Source organism: Caulobacter sp. LARHSG274, assembly GCF_052871235.1.
Window position 1 is genome coordinate 275760 of record NZ_JBIXJO010000001.1, and the last position, 15803, is coordinate 291562.

Annotated in this window: 12 protein-coding genes; 6 read left to right on the plus strand and 6 right to left on the minus strand. The window is 69.9% G+C overall.

The genetic code is table 11. The features are described 5' to 3' along the window. Positions 1 to 11: 11 nt before the first annotated feature. Positions 12 to 1280 carry an MFS transporter gene (locus ACIPQB_RS01225; protein ID WP_446483370.1) on the minus strand — a complete coding sequence of 423 codons (1269 nt, stop codon included), beginning with the start codon at positions 1278 to 1280 and terminating at the stop codon, positions 12 to 14. A gap of 179 nt (positions 1281 to 1459) precedes the next feature. Between ACIPQB_RS01225 and ACIPQB_RS01230 the strand changes: the two genes are divergently transcribed. Continuing rightward, on the plus strand, positions 1460 to 2467 hold the full coding sequence (locus tag ACIPQB_RS01230) for a LacI family DNA-binding transcriptional regulator (protein WP_446483371.1): 1008 nt from the start codon (positions 1460 to 1462) through the stop codon (positions 2465 to 2467). Here ACIPQB_RS01230 and ACIPQB_RS01235 read toward each other — a convergent pair. The 5 genes from ACIPQB_RS01235 to ACIPQB_RS01255 all read right to left on the minus strand — a co-directional run bounded on the left by ACIPQB_RS01235 (position 2464) and on the right by ACIPQB_RS01255 (position 7015). Next, the gene (locus ACIPQB_RS01235) at positions 2464 to 3183 is read right to left on the minus strand and encodes a 3-keto-disaccharide hydrolase (RefSeq protein ID WP_446483967.1); all 720 of its coding nucleotides are present in this window, start codon (positions 3181 to 3183) and stop codon (positions 2464 to 2466) included. The two genes, ACIPQB_RS01230 and ACIPQB_RS01235, sit on opposite strands and share 4 nt — an antisense overlap. Before the next feature lie 160 nt (positions 3184 to 3343). Continuing rightward, positions 3344 to 4846: a TIGR01777 family oxidoreductase gene (locus tag ACIPQB_RS01240; protein ID WP_446483372.1), complete on the minus strand. Its 1503-nt coding sequence runs from the start codon at positions 4844 to 4846 to the stop codon at positions 3344 to 3346. Beyond that, entirely contained in the window at positions 4843 to 5541 is a 699-nt protein-coding gene (locus tag ACIPQB_RS01245) for a DUF4166 domain-containing protein (protein ID WP_446483373.1), read from the minus strand. Before ACIPQB_RS01245 ends, ACIPQB_RS01240 begins: the two co-directional genes overlap by 4 nt. Before the next feature lie 63 nt (positions 5542 to 5604). Beyond that, entirely contained in the window at positions 5605 to 6159 is a 555-nt protein-coding gene (locus ACIPQB_RS01250) for a GbsR/MarR family transcriptional regulator (protein WP_446483374.1), read from the minus strand. 61 nt (positions 6160 to 6220) lie between these two features. Beyond that, complete coding sequence (locus tag ACIPQB_RS01255) at positions 6221 to 7015, minus strand: N-formylglutamate amidohydrolase (protein ID WP_446483375.1); 795 nt, start codon at positions 7013 to 7015, stop codon at positions 6221 to 6223. On the opposite strand from ACIPQB_RS01255, the gene ACIPQB_RS01260 reads away from it, so the two are divergent. From ACIPQB_RS01260 to ACIPQB_RS01280, 5 genes are all read left to right on the plus strand, one after another. Further along, positions 7014 to 7949, plus strand: a complete 936-nt coding sequence (locus tag ACIPQB_RS01260) for a transglutaminase family protein (protein ID WP_446483376.1) — start codon at positions 7014 to 7016, stop codon at positions 7947 to 7949. The genes ACIPQB_RS01255 and ACIPQB_RS01260 overlap by 2 nt on opposite strands. 132 nt (positions 7950 to 8081) lie before the next feature. Beyond that, positions 8082 to 8960, plus strand: coding sequence for a transglutaminase-like domain-containing protein (locus ACIPQB_RS01265; protein WP_446483377.1), 879 nt, complete (start codon positions 8082 to 8084; stop codon positions 8958 to 8960). Positions 8961 to 9090: 130 nt separating this feature from the next. Continuing rightward, entirely contained in the window at positions 9091 to 12372 is a 3282-nt protein-coding gene (locus tag ACIPQB_RS01270; protein WP_446483378.1) for a transglutaminase family protein, read from the plus strand. Further along, positions 12362 to 14893: a circularly permuted type 2 ATP-grasp protein gene (locus tag ACIPQB_RS01275; protein ID WP_446483379.1), complete on the plus strand. Its 2532-nt coding sequence runs from the start codon at positions 12362 to 12364 to the stop codon at positions 14891 to 14893. Before ACIPQB_RS01270 ends, ACIPQB_RS01275 begins: the two co-directional genes overlap by 11 nt. Continuing rightward, positions 14890 to 15789 (plus strand): transglutaminase family protein, encoded by a 900-nt coding sequence (locus ACIPQB_RS01280; protein WP_446483380.1) that lies wholly within the window; start codon positions 14890 to 14892, stop codon positions 15787 to 15789. Before ACIPQB_RS01275 ends, ACIPQB_RS01280 begins: the two co-directional genes overlap by 4 nt. Positions 15790 to 15803: the final 14 nt, after the last annotated feature.

The following is a 15803-nucleotide window of genomic DNA, read 5'->3' on the forward strand; positions in this document are numbered from 1 at the left end:
TGCGGGAATGGCTAGGTCGGGGACTTCAGGCCGTCCGTGATGACGGGGGCGACCTCGTCGGCGTCCTGGCCCACGGGTCCGCGCGTTGGCGGCTTGAAGAACAGGGCCAGCAGCAGCACGGCCACGAGGGCCATGCCGGTCGGGACCAGGAACAGGCTCGTATAGTCGACGGTCGCGACCCCGTCGGCGCCGGCATGGCTCAGGCGGCTGACCAGGGTCGGGAACAAGAAGCTGGCCACCACGTTGCCGACGCCCAGGATCAGCAGGTTGAACAGGCCCTGGGCGCTGGACCGCACGTCCTTGGGGAACACAGCGTCGACGAAGATGTACACGGTGGCGAAGAAGAAGGCGTAGCAGATCCCGTGCAGCAGCTGCACGGCCACGATCACCGGGATGCTGTCGGCGAAGAAGGCGAAGACCGCGAAGCGCGCGGCGTGGCCCAGCACGCCGATGATCAGGGTGACCTTCCAGCCCAGCCGCACCAGCACCCGGCCGAGCACGAACATGGTCAGGATCTCGGCTACCTGGCCCAGGCTCAGCACCACCATGCTGAGATTGCCGGCGATCCCCACCCGGTTGGTCAGGAAGGCGTCAGCCATCACGAAGTAGCCGTTGTGGATCACCGAATCGATGAAGGTGACGAGGAACAGCACCAGCACGAACGGCGCGCCCAGCAGCTTCAGCGCTCGGCGCCACGCCAGCTTATCGATTCCCGGCGCGTCCTTGCGGGCCGGCGTGTGCGGCAGGGTCAGGGCGTAGCCGGCGAAGACGAACGAGAGGATCGCCGCGACCAGGAAGATCCACCGCACCTGCTCGGCGCCGGCGTGGGCGCCCAGCAGGAAGACGAAGGGCCAGCTGACCAGCACCCAGCCGACCGTGCCGCCCATCCGCACCGGGCCGAAATCGGCCGCCGGATCGCGCAGATTGGCGAAGGCGATCGAATTGGTCACCGACAGGGTCGGCACATAGACTAGGCTGAAGATCAGGTAGCAGGCGAAGAACGGCCAGAAGCTGGTCGAGAGCGCCGTGCCCACCAGGGCCAGGCCGCCGATCAAGTGGCTGACCGCCAGGAAACGCTCGGCGGCGAAATTGCGGTCGGCGAACTGGTTGGAGAAGAAGATCCCGACCACGGCGGCCACGCCCCAGGAACTGCCGACCAGCGACTGCTGCCAGGGCGCGAAGCCCAGCATGCCCATGTAGGGGAAGATCTTCGGCGCCCAGGCGCCCCAGATCGCCAGCTGAAGCACCATCATCAGGAAGAGCCGCACCTTGGCCGTCATGTCCTGGTCTCCCCAACCGGGCCGGCGGCAGTCTTATGGACCCGGAGGGGCCTGCTCGCCTCGATGTAATCGAAATCATCGATAACAGGCGTTCGTTCAGGCGGCAACTGCAATGTAGGGGCTGTCGCCCCGCGAGCGGCGTCTTGCAAACAGACTAGCTTGTCGCCAGTGTCGCGCCGATGGCTACAATTCAAGATGTTGCGCGCGACGCGGGTGTCTCTACGGCGACGGTCTCGCGGGTCTTCAGCGCGCCCGAACTGGTCCTGGAACCGACCCGCAACAAGGTGATGGAGGCGGTCATCCGCCTCGGCTACGAGCCCAACTTCGCGGCCAAGAGCCTGCGCACCCTGAGAACCGAGAAGATTCTGGTCACCGTGCCGGACATCTCCAACCCGTTCTTCTCGCAGGTGATCCGCGGCGTGGAGGAGGCCGCCCACGCGGCCGGCTATTCCGTGCTCCTGGGCGACACCCGCCACGAGGAAGCGCGCGAGGAGCAATATGCCGCCATGCTCCGCCGCAAGGAGGCCGACGGCCTGATCTTCCTGGGCCACCGCCTGCCCGACACCCTGGCCGAAATGGTCGCGGCCCGGGGACCGAAAACCCCCATCGTCAACGGCTGCGAATTCCGGCCCGACCTGGCGGTCTCCAGCGCCCATATCGACAACGAACGCGCCGCGACGGAAGTCATGGAGCATCTCTACGGCCTGGGCCACGGCCGCATCGGCGTGGTCACCGGTCCGCTGGCCAGCCCGATCAGCAGCGACCGCCTGACCGGCGTTCGCGCCGCGGCCGAGCGCCATGGCCAAGCCGGGGCCCTGCGCATCGTCACCGGCGACTTCTCCATCGAGTCCGGCGTGCGCCAGACCGGCGCGCTGCTCGACGCGCCCGACCGCCCGACCGCCGTCTTCTGCTTCAGCGACGAGATGGCCATGGGCGCGCTGGAGGCGATCCGTCAACGCGGCCTGCGCTGCCCCCAGGACGTGTCGCTGGTCGGCTTCGACGACATCCGCTTCGCCCAATACCTCCACCCGCAACTGACCACGGTCAGCCAGCCGATGGAGCAGATCGGCCATGAGGTCGTCCGGCTTCTGCTCGACATTCTGGGCGACCGCGCCATCGCCCTGGAGAACGTCACCCTGCCCCACCGCCTCGTCGTCCGGTCGAGCACGGCTCCGCCGCCGACCTAGGAGCGCGGCGGCAGCTCGCGGACCCAGATGTTGCGGAAACTGATCGGCGCGCTGGGATCGCCGTGGGCCTGGAGCTTGATCGGCGCGGTCGTGTAGGGCCGGGACGGCGGCTTGCCGATGTACACCGTCTCGCCGGCCAGCACGGCGTTGTCCTGCACCAGCACGCCGTTGTGCAGCACCGTCGCCGTGGCCGGCGAGACGACCGCCCCGTCCCCGCCGAACACCGGCGCCCGCCAGACCACGTCATAGGTCTGCCACTCGCCCGGCTTGCGGCTGGCGTTCACCAGCGGCGGATGCTGCTTGTAGAGGCTGGCGGCCTGGCCGTTCACATAGGTGGCGTTGTCGTAGGAATCGAGAATCTGCAGCTCGTAGCCGCTGTCGCCATCGCCGGTCGACGCCAGGAAGAGGCCGCTGTTGCCCCGCGCCTGACCCGATCCGGCAATGTCGGCCGGAATGCGCCATTCCAGGTGCAGCTGGTAGTCGCGAAAGCTGCGCCGCGTTTCGATATTGCCGCGCGCCTTGTTCACGGTCAGCACGCCGTCGGTGACGGTCCAGCCGGCCGGCGACTTGTCTTGCGTCGAAACCCACTGGTCCAGATTGCTCCCGTCGAACAGCACGACGGCGTCGGACGGCGGGCCGCCGACCTGTTGAGCCGGCGTCACCACCGCCGGCGTCGGCTTCCATTGCTCGGTGTCCTCCGGCTTGGACTGCGCCATGGCCAGCGACCCGGCCAGCACGCCGCCCAGGCCGAGCAGGGCGGAGGCGAGGATGACGGTCTTGGCTTTCATGTCGGTTCGCCGCTCCACATCAATGTTTGGGCGCAATAGACGATAGGGAACGGGCGTTGGGCAAATCCTTCTCGGACGCTTTGGCGGTTCAGTTGGTCCGCGCCTCAAGCGGCGTTGCTCGGGACGGGCTCGGAGCGGTCGGCGGCGTCATTCGCCCGACGATCGCCGCGAGTGCTTGATCCAGGTCGGGATACCGGAAACGGAAGCCAGCGCTCAGCGCCGCGGCGGGCAAGACCCTTTGGCCGCTGAGCAACAGCTCGTCGGCGAACGCGCCGAAGGCCAACCGCAGCGGCGCGGCCGGCGCCGGCAGGAAGGCGGGACGCCCCAGGGCCCGCCCGAGCGCCGCCGCGAATGCTTCGTTGCGCACCGGCTCCGGCGCCGTGCCGTTGACCGGCCCGTTCAGTTCGGGTGTGGCGATGGCGTGGACGATCAGGCGCACCAGGTCGTCGCGATGAATCCAGCTCATCCAGTGTCGCCCCGCCCCGAACGGTCCGCCCAGGCCCAGCTCGAATGGCGTCAACATCCGCGGCAGGGGGCCGCCTTCGGCCGCCAGCACCAGGCCAATGCGCAGGGTCACCAGCCGCACGCCCAGCGCTGCGGCGGGCTGAGCCGCCAGTTCCCAGCGGACGCAGAGAGTCCGCGAGAAGCAATCACGGCCGTCGCCTGTCTCGTCCAGCGCCTCATCACCGCGCAGGCCGTACCAGCCGATCGCTGAGCCGCTGACCAGCACCGCCGGCCGCGTCCGCAGCCGTTCGATCAGCTTGATCACCTGGCGCGTCGTTCGCAGGCGCGAGCGGAGGATCCGGCGGCGCTTGGCGCCGGTCCACAGGCCGTCCGAAATCGGCTCGCCGGCCAGGTTGATGATGGCGTCAAGACGGGCGTCGTCGGCGATTTGGTCGAGGGCGGTGACGATCCGGATCGGCGCAGGCAAGCCGGCGGCATGGGCGCGATCCCGGGTCAGCACCGTCACCTCGTGCCCGGCCCCGACCAGGGCGGCGACCAGACGTTCACCAATGAAGCCGGTGCCGCCGGTGACCAGAATCGCCCGTCGCCCTTGCAGCGCCTCGGCCAAGAGCGCGGGATCGCTCAGGATGATCCGCCTGGCGCGGCCGGCCGCGGCAAGGTCGCGCAGTCCGCTCGCGACGACGCCCAGCGCAGCCACGGCGCAGACTCCGCTCCAGGGACCGTTATAAGCCGGGGTGATCTTGGTCGGCAGCGTCGCCCATTTGAGCAGCTGCGGGACCAGCAAGGCGAGAACGACACCATAGTTGAGGGTCAGCAGGGTGTGGACGATCCGCTCGCTGGCCGGCAGCTTGCGGGTGCGATCCTCCTCGACGAAGTCCCAGAGGGTGACGGCCAGTTCGCCGACCATCAACGCGATCAGGGCGATCGCCGCCGCGCCCTGCGGCCGACTCCAGCCCAGCGCTACGAAGATCACCGCATAGACGAGGTTGCGCACGCCGTGCAGCCGTAGTTCCCTCGCCTGGGCCGGGCGCCAGGCCAGCCGCTCGGTGAACTCGTGGTGGTAGACGGTGTCGAACGCCCCCACCGCCACCTGCACGAACAGCAGGGTCCAGATCAGGTCGGTCATCGACGGATCTCCTCGCCCTGGGCGCGTCGCTCGCGGAACAGGCCGGTCTGGTTGATGATGTCGCCGAACAGTGGATGGCGCAGGGCCAGGACGAAGGCGAAGCCGCCATCGCCGCGGTCGACATGGCTGATGGTCAGCGCTCCCAGCCACGGCGGCAGCTTCAGCCGCACGGGGCCGAGCGCCAGGAAGTAATGATGGCCGTGGAAGTGCAGGGCCTGGGTGTCGGCGCTGACCGTCAGGGCGATGCCGAACCCGCAGCCGAGATATTCCTCCAGCCCGGTCGCACCGGCGAAGCGCTTGCTGCTGTGGATCACCTGCGGGAAGCCGGCCGCGCGGCCATAGATCCGCGTCCAGAACTGGCCGCCGCTGCGCGCGTCCTCGGTCACCGTGACGACGGCGGCGGCTCCGACATCGTCATGCAACGGCAGCGGCCCGCCGATCAGCCGGCACAGCTGGGCCAGCAGCCAGCCGGGCCAGGCGCGGCGGCTTTCGACGATCTCGCCGACATAGGTCACGGCCGCGCCGGGTCCCATCCGCTTGCCGAACCGCTCGCGCACCGCCGCCGGCAGCCGGGCCCAGGCCTCGCCGCCGAGCAGCAGGCGGAACCGCGGATCGTAGAGGACCTCGGTCTCAGCCGCCGCCCCGCGCCGGTCTTCATCGGGGCCTTCCTGGCCGGTTCTCCTGGGCTTCGTCATGGTCGGCCCCGCTTCCTTGAGGTCAGTTATTTCTGTCTTCAGAGAAATTCACGTTGAAATTTTTTACTTGGCCTTGCCCGGCGCCGAGGCCTTGCCCCGGCCGACGCCCAGCAGGCCGACGACCTTCGAGCCGAGCTTGATCAGGGCCATCAGGGTGCTGGGCGGCACGGTCAGCATCTGGCCGTACCAGCTGTCGATGGTGGTGACGAAGTCGTGCATGGCGCTCAGCCGGGCGCGCGCCACCTTGGTCAGGGTCGGGTCGCCGTCGGCGGCCGCCAGCACATGGCCCAGCGCCTCGACCATCGGGTCGATCTCGCGCTCCTTGCGGCCTTGGGCGATGCGGGTCAGCATCTGCCAAAGATCGGCCTCGGCCTCATAGTGGTCGCGCCGGTCGCCGAGCACGGGCGTGCGGCGGATCAGCTTCCAGCCGATCAGTTCGCGGATGCTGTTGGAGACGTTGGAGCGCGCCATGCCCAGAGCTTCGGCGATGTCCTCGGCGGTCATCGGCCGATCGGCCAGATAGAGCAGGGCGTGGATCTGGGCGACGGAACGGTTGACGCCCCACTGCCCGCCCATGTCGCCCCAGCGCAGGACGAACTGCTCCACCGCGACCGGCAAGCGCTTCGCTCTGTCTGCAATTTCTGTCATGACAGAACTAAGCGACAGAACAGGCTGGCTGTCAAGCCGCCGAGACGGCGTCCAGGGCGGTCCGCAGCAATGGCCCCAGCCAGTCGGCCATCGCTTGCTGACCCTGCGGATCGACCAGGAGATCCTGGCGCACCTCCAGCTCCAGATAGTCGAGGCCGCGCGGATCGGCGTGCAGCGGAATGGTGTTGTCGGTGCCGTCCATCGCATAGGGCTGGTTGTCGCCGACCGCGTCGCCGAGCTCGGCGCGCATCCGCGCGAGCACCGCCGCCGAGAAGGCCGAATCATGCCGGTGCAGCACGCCCAGGCGCCAGAGCCGCGCGTCGCCCTGCATCGAGGGGGTGAAGCTGTGCAGGGCGACCAGCACCGTCCGGCGCTCCGTCCGCGCATCCAGCGTTCGGGCGATCTCGTCCTGGTAGGGCTGGTAGACTTCGGACAGCCGGGCCGCGACGGCTCCAGGCGACAGATCGGCGTTGCCCGGGACCACGACGCCGTCGCTGACCTCGACGATCGACCCTTCAGCGCCCGGCCGGCGGTTGCAGTCGATCACCAGCCGCGAATAGCGCTGATGGACGAAGGTCGCGTCCAGCCTGGCCGAGAGCGCCGCGCCCAGGCCTTCGATGCCGATGTCCAGGGCGATGTGCAGGTCGAAATGGGTCTCCATCAATCCCAGGCGCCCGAGGGCGCGGGGAACCGCCCGTCCGGCGTGATCCCCCAGCAGCAGAAACGGCGACGGGGCGCCTGGATTGAGGACAGCGACGGGACACGGATCATCCGCAGCGAGAAGACGGATCGACGCCGGGCCCGAATCCGCGCCATTTCTCATCATGCCCGTGCTCTCGGTCCGCCATCTGACGCGCTACCAGTACCGCAATCCGGTGGCGTTCGGCGATCATCGGATGATGTTTCGTCCGCGCGAGGGTTGCGACCAGCGGCTGCTGTCGTCCAGCCTGCTCATCAGCCCGACCCCGAGCCAGCTGCGCCACGTGCAGGACGTGTTCGGCAACTGGATCGGAATCGCCCGCTTCCAGGGCCGATCGCGCGAACTGAGCTTCGAGAGCCGGATCGTCCTTGACCACACGCCCCTGCCCGCCTTCGGCGACCACCCGGGCGACGTCGACGTCTATGTCCGGGGCGAGTCGATCGCCTATGCCGAAGACGACCTGCCTGACCTGGAGCGGTCGATCGAGCGCCAGCATGACGACCCGGCCGGCGACCTGGCCGCCTGGGCCCAGAGCTTCGTCAGGCGTTCGGGTCCGACCAGCCTGCAGCACCTGCTGGCCGAGATGACCCAGGCCATCTATGCCGACTTCCGCTATGGCAAGCGCCTGGAACATGGCGTGCAGACGCCGCTGGCCACCCTGGAGCGCCGAGGCGGCGCCTGCCGCGACCTGGCGATGCTGATGATCGAGGCCGTGCGCAGCCTGGGCCTGGCCGCGCAGTTCGTGTCCGGCTACATCCACAGCCCGTCGCGCAAGCCCGGCCAGAAGACCAGCGTCGGCGGCGGTCATACCCATGCCTGGTTGCGCGTCTACCTGCCGTCCAGCGGCTGGGTCGAGTTCGACCCGACCAACGGCATCGTCGGCAATACCGACCTGATCCGGGTCGCCGTGGCCCGCGATCCGCGCCAGGCCACGCCCCTGCAGGGCGCCTGGGCCGGACTGCCGGCCGACTATCTGGGCATGGAGGTCGAGGTCGACGTCACCAGCCTCGAGGGCGATCAGGTTTCCGTCATGCCCTCCCTGGCCCTGGCGTTCGGCTAGAGCTTCCGGCGCCGAAACGGCGCATCTTCATCGAACCTGGCGCGTTTGGCTGGCGCGCCCCCGCTCGCGCCCGGCCCCTTCCGCGCCCGATCTCGCCGCATCCGGGGCGAGCGCTGTTTTCATGAGGCGACGATGCTCATCCGCTACGGCTACGAAATCACCGTCAACTGCCAGCAGCCGACCGCCATGGTCACCCTGCTGAGCATCCGCGACGGGCGGGAAGCCGACGTGCGCATTCCGGAGTCGTTCTTCACCACGCCGGCGATCGAAACCTCGACCTATCGCGACCTGTTCGGCAATCACTGCCGCCGCTTCGTCGCCCCGACCGGCGACCTGACCCTGTGGAGCGACAGCGTCATCGAGGACAGCGGCGGCCTGGACCCCTACGAACCGGAGGCCGAGCAGCATCCCGTGGCCGACCTGCCTGACGACTGCCTGATCTATCTGATGGGCAGCCGCTATTGCGAGACCGACCGCCTGAGCCAGCTGGCCTGGGACCTGTTCGGCGCCGTTCCCACCGGCTGGGCCAAGGTCCAGGCCATCTGCGACTATGTTCACCAGCAGATCGCCTTCGACTATCAGAACGCTCGCTCGACCCGCACCGCCTATGAGGCCCACGAGGAGCGCACCGGCGTCTGCCGCGACTACGCCCACCTGGCCGTCGCCCTCTGCCGTTGCATGAACATCCCGGCCCGCTACGTGAACGGCTATCTGGGCGACATCGGCGTGGCCCGAGCCGACCCGATGGACTTCTGCGCCTGGATGGAGGTCTATCTCGGCGGCCAGTGGCGCACCTTCGACCCGCGCAACAATGTCCGCCGCATCGGCCGGATCGTGGTGTCCCATGGGCGCGACGCCGCGGACGTGGCGATGATCAGTTCGTTCGGACCCCATCTACTGACCGGGTTTCGGGTCTGGTGCTACGAGACCGACGCCGAGGGCCTGCCCTTTCCGGTGGTCGACACCACCGGCGAGGCCGGACGCGAGGTTCGGGCGCGATCGCCGCTCTGAGCGCCTAGCGGTTCAGCACCGGCGCCGACATGCGCCGTCGTTCCGAGGTTGGACTGGTCAAGGTCCGGCGTATCTTGCGCAAGTGGGCGTCACCTGACGTCCGCGACTCGCGGCGGCCCTGGAGAACATCTTGTCGATCACCGTCGCCCTGCACCACCTGACGCGCTACCGCTACGACCGCCCCGTCGAGATGGGTCCCCAGGTGGTGCGCCTGCGGCCGGCGCCGCACTGCCGCACGCGCATTCCCAGCTACGCCCTGAAGGTCACGCCGGCCCAGCACTTCATCAACTGGCAGCAGGACCCGTTCGGCAACTGGCTGGCCAGGCTGGTCTTTCCGGCGCCGGTCCGCGAATTCAGCGTCGAGGTCAACCTCACGGCCGAGATGTCGGTGGTCAATCCGTTCGACTTCTTCGTCGAGCCCTATGCCGAGACCCTGCCCTTCGCCTACCCGGCCGAACTGGCCGGCGAGTTGGCGCCCTATCTGGTCCTCGACGACGACGGCCCGGCCCTGGCCGCCTATGTCGACGGCCTGGAGATCGCCGGCGAGACCACGATCAATTTCCTGGTCGGCCTCAACGCCCGCCTGCAGCGCGAGATCAGCTATTTGGTCCGCATGGACCCCGGCGTGCAGTCGCCCGAGCAGACCCTGGCCCTGGCCTCGGGCTCCTGCCGCGACAGCGCCTGGCTTCTGGTGCAGATCCTGCGCCGGCTCGGCCTGGCCGCGCGTTTCGTCTCCGGTTACCTGATCCAGCTGAAGGCCGACATCGACGCCTTGGACGGCCCCTCGGGCACGGCGGTCGACTTCTGCGACCTGCACGCCTGGGCCGAGGTCTATCTGCCGGGCGCCGGCTGGATCGGCCTGGACGCCACCTCGGGCCTGCTGTGCGGCGAAGGCCACATCCCGGTGGCGGCCACCCCGCACTACCGCTCGGCGGCGCCGATCACCGGCGGGGTCGGCCCGGCCGAGGTGGAGTTCGACTTCGAGATGTCGGTGACCCGGCTGATCGAGCCGGTGCGCATCACCAAGCCGTTCGAAGACGACCGCTGGGCGGCGCTGGACGCGCTAGGCGAGGCGGTGGACAGGGACCTGGCCGAGCAGGACGTGCGCCTGACCCTGGGCGGCGAGCCGACCTTCTGCTCGATCGACGACTTCGAGGCGGCGGAATGGAACACCGACGCCACCGGTCCGACCAAGCGCCGGCTGGCCGACGACCTGATCCGCCGCCTGCGCGACCGCTTCGCCCCGGGCGGGCTGCTGCACCACGGCCAGGGCAAGTGGTATCCTGGCGAGCCCCTGCCCCGCTGGGCCTACGCCCTGCATTGGCGGACCGACGGCCAGCCGATCTGGCGCGATGTCGAGGCCATCGGCCGCGAGCCCAAGCCCGGTTCGGGCGCCAAGCCGACCGGCGCCCCCGAGGCCGCCCGCTTCGCCCGCCAGTTCGCCGAGGCCCTGGGCCTGGATCCGGCCTGCATCCTCACCGCCCTGGAGGATCCCCTGCACTGGATCGGCAAGGAAGGCGCCCTGCCGGTCAATTTCGACGATCTGGACCTGCCGGTCGACGATCCCGCGGCCCGGGCCCGGCTGCTGAAGGCCTTCGACGGCGGCCTGACCCGGCCGCGCGGCTACGTGCTGCCGATCCGCCGCTGGCGGAACGGCCAGGACAGCGGCTGGATGACCGAGGCCTGGAGCCTGAGGCGCGGCCGGATGTTCCTGGTGCCCGGCGACTCCCCGGTCGGCTTCCGCCTGCCGCTCGGCGACCTGCCCAAGCTGTCGGACGAGGACTATCCCCGGATCGAAGAACGCGACCCGTTCGAACCGCGCGAGCCGCTGCCGGCCTACGAGGCCCTGCGCCAGGGCGGCGCGAAATCCAAGGGACGCCCGTCCTCGCCCTATGTCCGCACCGCCATCACCTTCGAGCCGCGCGACGGCGTGCTCTATGTGTTCATGCCGCCGGTCGAGACCGTCGAGGACTATCTGGCGCTGGTGGCCGAGGTCGAGGCGCTGGGCGCGGCCGCCGGCCAGGTCCTGCGCTTCGAGGGCTATGGCCCGCCCGCCGACCCGCGCATCAACACCATCAAGGTCACTCCCGACCCCGGGGTGATCGAGGTCAATGTCCATCCCGCCGCCAGCTGGCGCCAGGCGGTGGAGATCACCGCCGGGGTCTATGAGGACGCCCGCCAGACCCGCCTGGGGGCCGACAAGTTCATGATCGACGGCCGCCACACCGGCACCGGCGGCGGCAACCACGTGGTGGTCGGCGGGGCCACGGCGCCGGACTCGCCGTTCCTGCGCCGGCCCGACCTGCTCAAGAGCCTGCTGCTCTACTGGCAGCGCCATCCGTCGCTGTCCTACCTGTTCTCCGGCCTGTTCGTCGGACCGACCAGCCAGGCGCCGCGGGTCGATGAGGCGCGGCACGACGCCCTCTACGAGCTGGAGATCGCCATGGCCGCGGTCCCGGCGCCGGGCCAGGGCGAGGCCCCGGCGCCGTGGCTGGTCGACCGCCTGTTCCGCAACCTGCTGGCCGACGTCGGCGGCAACACCCACCGCACCGAGATCTGCATCGACAAGCTCTATTCGCCCGACGGCCCGGCCGGCCGCCTGGGCCTGCTGGAGTTCCGCGGCTTCGAAATGCCGCCCGAAGCCCGGATGAGCCTGGCCCAGCAGCTGCTGATCCGCGCGCTGATCGCCTGGTTCTGGCGCGCCCCGCAGGAGGGGCCGCTGGTCCGCTGGGGCACGGCCCTGCACGATCGCTTCATGCTGCCGCACTTCGTCTGGGCCGACTTCCTCGACGTGCTGGGCGACCTGCGCGGGGCCGGCTACGACTTCGACCCGATCTGGTTCGAGGCCCAGCGCGAGTTCCGCTTCCCCGCCCACGGCCGGATCGAGCACGGCGGCGTGCAGCTGGAGATCCGCCACGCCCTGGAGCCCTGGCACGTGATGGCCGAGGAGAACGCCGGCGGCGGCTCGGTGCGCTTCGTCGACGCCTCGGTCGAACGGCTGCAGGTCCTGGCCGACGGCTTCGTGCCCGAGCGCCACCTGATCACCTGCAACGGCCGGCCGCTGCCGATGACCTCGACCGGCGTCTCCGGCCAGGTCGTAGCCGGGGTGCGCTACAAGGCCTGGAAACCGTTCAGCGGCCTGCACCCCACCGCCAAGGTCGATGCGCCCCTGACCTTCGACATCCTCGACCGCTGGAACGGCCGATCCCTGGGCGGATGCGTCTATCATGTCGCGCATCCGGGCGGTCGGAGCTACGATACATTTCCGGTGAACGCCTACGAGGCGCAGGCGCGGCGCCTCGCCCGGTTCCAGGAGCACGGCCATACGCCGGGCGCGATCGTGACGCCGACGGAGCACCGCTCCGCCGAGTTCCCGCTGACCTTGGATTTGAGGACGCCTATTGCCCGCTGACCGCTCCGCCGTTCAAGACCGCGCCGTCGCCAAGGGGGCGTCCCGCGCCCGCCTGGACGGCTGGCTGAGCGGCTATCGGCCCCTGCCCGGCATTCCCGACGAGCTGGTCCAGCCGGACGGCACGACGCCGGACGCCTGGCGGCGGTTCCTGGGCGCCTTGGCCGAGTTCCCCGAGGGCGAGTTCGAGAACCGCTTCGCCCTGGCCACCCGCCACATCCGCGACGCCGGGGTCTCGCACCGCATCTATGGCGACGACAACGAGCGCACCTGGCCGTTGAGCCCCCTGCCGCTGATCCTCGGCGAGCAGGAATGGGCCGGCATCGCCGAAGGCGTCGCGCAGCGGGCGACCCTGCTCGAAGCCGTGCTCAACGACCTCTATGGCGAGGCCCGCCTGGTCAGCGAGGGCCATCTGCCAGCGGCGGCGGTGACCGGCGGCGCGGACTTCATCCGGGCCATGCGCGGGATCAAGCCGGCCGGCGGCCGGGCCATGCACCTCTACGCCGCCGACCTGGGCCGCGGCCCCGACGGCCGCTGGTGGGTGCTCGACGACCGCACCCAGGCCCCGTCCGGCTCGGGCTATGCTCTGGAGAACCGGATGGTGCTTTCGCGCGCCTTCCCCCATCTCTACAACGCCATGAACGTGCACCGGCTGGCGCCGTTCTTCGGCGACTTCCGCGCCACCCTGACCGAGGCCGCCCACCGCAGCGACCCGCGCATCTGCCTGCTCAGTCCGGGACCGTTCAGCGAAACCTATTTCGAGCAGGCCCACCTAGCCCGCTATCTGGGCTTCCTGCTGGTCGAGGGCGACGACCTGGTGGTCCGCGACGGCCAGGTCTATGTGCGCACCATCGCCGGCCTCAAGCGCGCCGACGTGCTGTGGCGGCGGGTCGACGCCGACTTCATCGACCCGCTGGAGCTGAACAGCGCCTCGCGCCTGGGCGTGCCGGGCCTGCTGGAGGCGGTCCGGGCCGGCGGGGTGGTGGTGTCCAACATGCCGGGCTCGGGCCTGGCCGAATCGCGGGCCCTGCTCAGCTTCCTGCCCGCCCTCAGCCATCATCTGCTGGGCGAGGCCCTGAAGCTGCCCAATGTCGCCACTTGGTGGTGCGGCCAGCCCTCCGAGCGCCGGCTGGTCGAGCGCAACATCGACAGCCTGGCCATCGCCCGGGCCTTCGCGGGCCAAGGCCATCCGGCCCTGGCCCAGGGCCCGCGCCTGCTGGCCGACCTCGCCCCGGCCGAGCGCGACTCGCTGCTGGCCGCGATGCACGAGCGACCGGTCGACTTCGTCGGCCAGGAGGTGGTGCGGCTGTCGACCACCCCGGCCTGGCGGGACGGAGCCCTGCGGCCCAGCCCGTTCGTGCTGCGCGTCTACGCCGCCGCCACCGCCGACGGCTGGAAGATCATGCCGGGCGGCTTCTGCCGCGTCTCCGACCAGCCGGACGCCCGCGCGCTGTCGATGGGCCAGGGCGCCCAGGCGGCCGACGTCTGGGTGCTGTCGGACCGGCCGGTCGAGCGGATTTCGCTGCTGGCCAGCCGCGACGACGTCAAGGTGCGGCGGATCACCGGCCACCTGCCCAGCCGCGCCGCCGACAACCTGTTCTGGCTGGGGCGCTATCTTGAGCGGGCCGAGGCCACCCTGCGGCTGGTGCGCAGCCTGTGCACCAGCCTGATGGACTCCGATGCCGCCGTCCACGAAACCGGCGAGATCCTGGCCAAGCTGCGCGGGCTGCTGGTCGAATGGGGCGCGGTCGACGAGGACGCCGACGAGGGCCAGGTCGCCGACTTCGTCTCCGCCGCCCTCTATGACGAGGCGGCCTATGGCTCGGTGATCCGTCTGGTGCAGGCGGCCCGCCGCACGGCGTCGAGCATGCGCGAGCGCCTGTCGGAGGACTTCTGGAAGCTGCTGCTCAACCTCGAGGCCCGGCTGAAGGGCAAGCGCCAGGACGTGCTGACCGAGGCCGACGGGCTGGCCCGGGCCGAAGGGGCGCTGCAGGCCCTGGCCGCCCTCGCGGGCCTGACCCAGGAGAACATGAACCGGGTGGCGGGCTGGCGCTTTCTGGACATGGGCCGGCGCATCGAGCGCGGCGTCAACACCTGCCGGGTCATGCGCCAGCTGGCCAAGGCCGATGCCGGCCTGGACGACCTGGACCTGCTGCTCGACCTGATCGACAGCCAGATCACCTATCGCGCCCGCTATCTGGAGGGCATCGCCCTGGTGCCGGTGCGCGACCTGGTGATCCTGGACCCCTACAACCCCCGCTCGGTGGCCTTCCAGATCCACGCCCTGAAGGCGCACCTGGCCTCGCTGCCGTCGCTGCAGAACGACGGCATGCCGGAAATGCCGACCCGCCAGATCGTCCGCCTGGCCAGCCAGGTCGAGACCGCCAACGCCGCCGACCTCGACGCCGACAAGGCGCTGGAGATCGAGCGGATGCTGATGAACCTGTCGAACGCCGTCGCCGACCGCTATTTCCTGCAGGGCTCCAACGCCACCCCGACCAAGAAGCTGGGCGGCCTGGCGTGATCTATCAGCTGCGCCACCTGACCACCTATCTCTACGAGAAGCCGGTGACCTTCGCCCGCTGCGCCCTGCGCCTGGCGCCGCGACGCGACGCCGAGCAACTGGTGCTGGACAGCCACCTGACCATCACCCCGCACCCGACCCGGCTGGTCGAGCATGTCGGCCAGTTCGGCGAGCGGGTGGTCACCGCCACGATCGAGACGCCGCACCGGTCGCTGAAGATCCTGGCTCGTTCGCATGTCGACGTGATCCGTCCCGCTCCCGTCTGGCCCCTGGGCGGCGAGCCCTGGGAAGCGGTGCGCGAGGCGGCCTTCGCCACGGAGTCGCTCGACCTGGCCTCGCCGGCCCACTTCCTCTATCCGACCGCCATGACGGCCCTGCAGCCGCCGATCACCGCCTTCGTGGCCGAGAGCTTCACGCCCGGCCGCCCGGTGATGGAGGCCGCCTTCGACCTGGCCTGTCGGATCAAGAGCCAGTTCGCCTACGACCCGAAGTCGACCGAGGTCTCGACGCCGGCCATCGAAGCCTTCACGGCCCGGCACGGCGTCTGCCAGGACTTCGCCCACATCATGATCAGCGGCCTGCGCGGCCTGGGCCTGCCCGCCGCCTATGTCAGCGGCTACCTGCGGACCAATCCCGCGCCCGGCAAGCCCCGGCTGGAGGGCGCCGACGCCACCCACGCCTGGGTCAGCCTCTGGTGCGGCCAAGCGCGGGGCTGGGTGGGTTTCGACCCGACCAATGCTCTTGTGGTCGCGCAGGACCATATCGAACTGGCCGTCGGCCGCGACTATGCCGATGTCGCCCCGATCGGCGGCGTCGTGCTGGGCCCCGGAGACCAGGTGATCACGGTCGCCGTCGACGTCATTCCCGCCAGCGAGAGCGCCGCCGCCGCCCGGTAGGACGACGGCCGCCG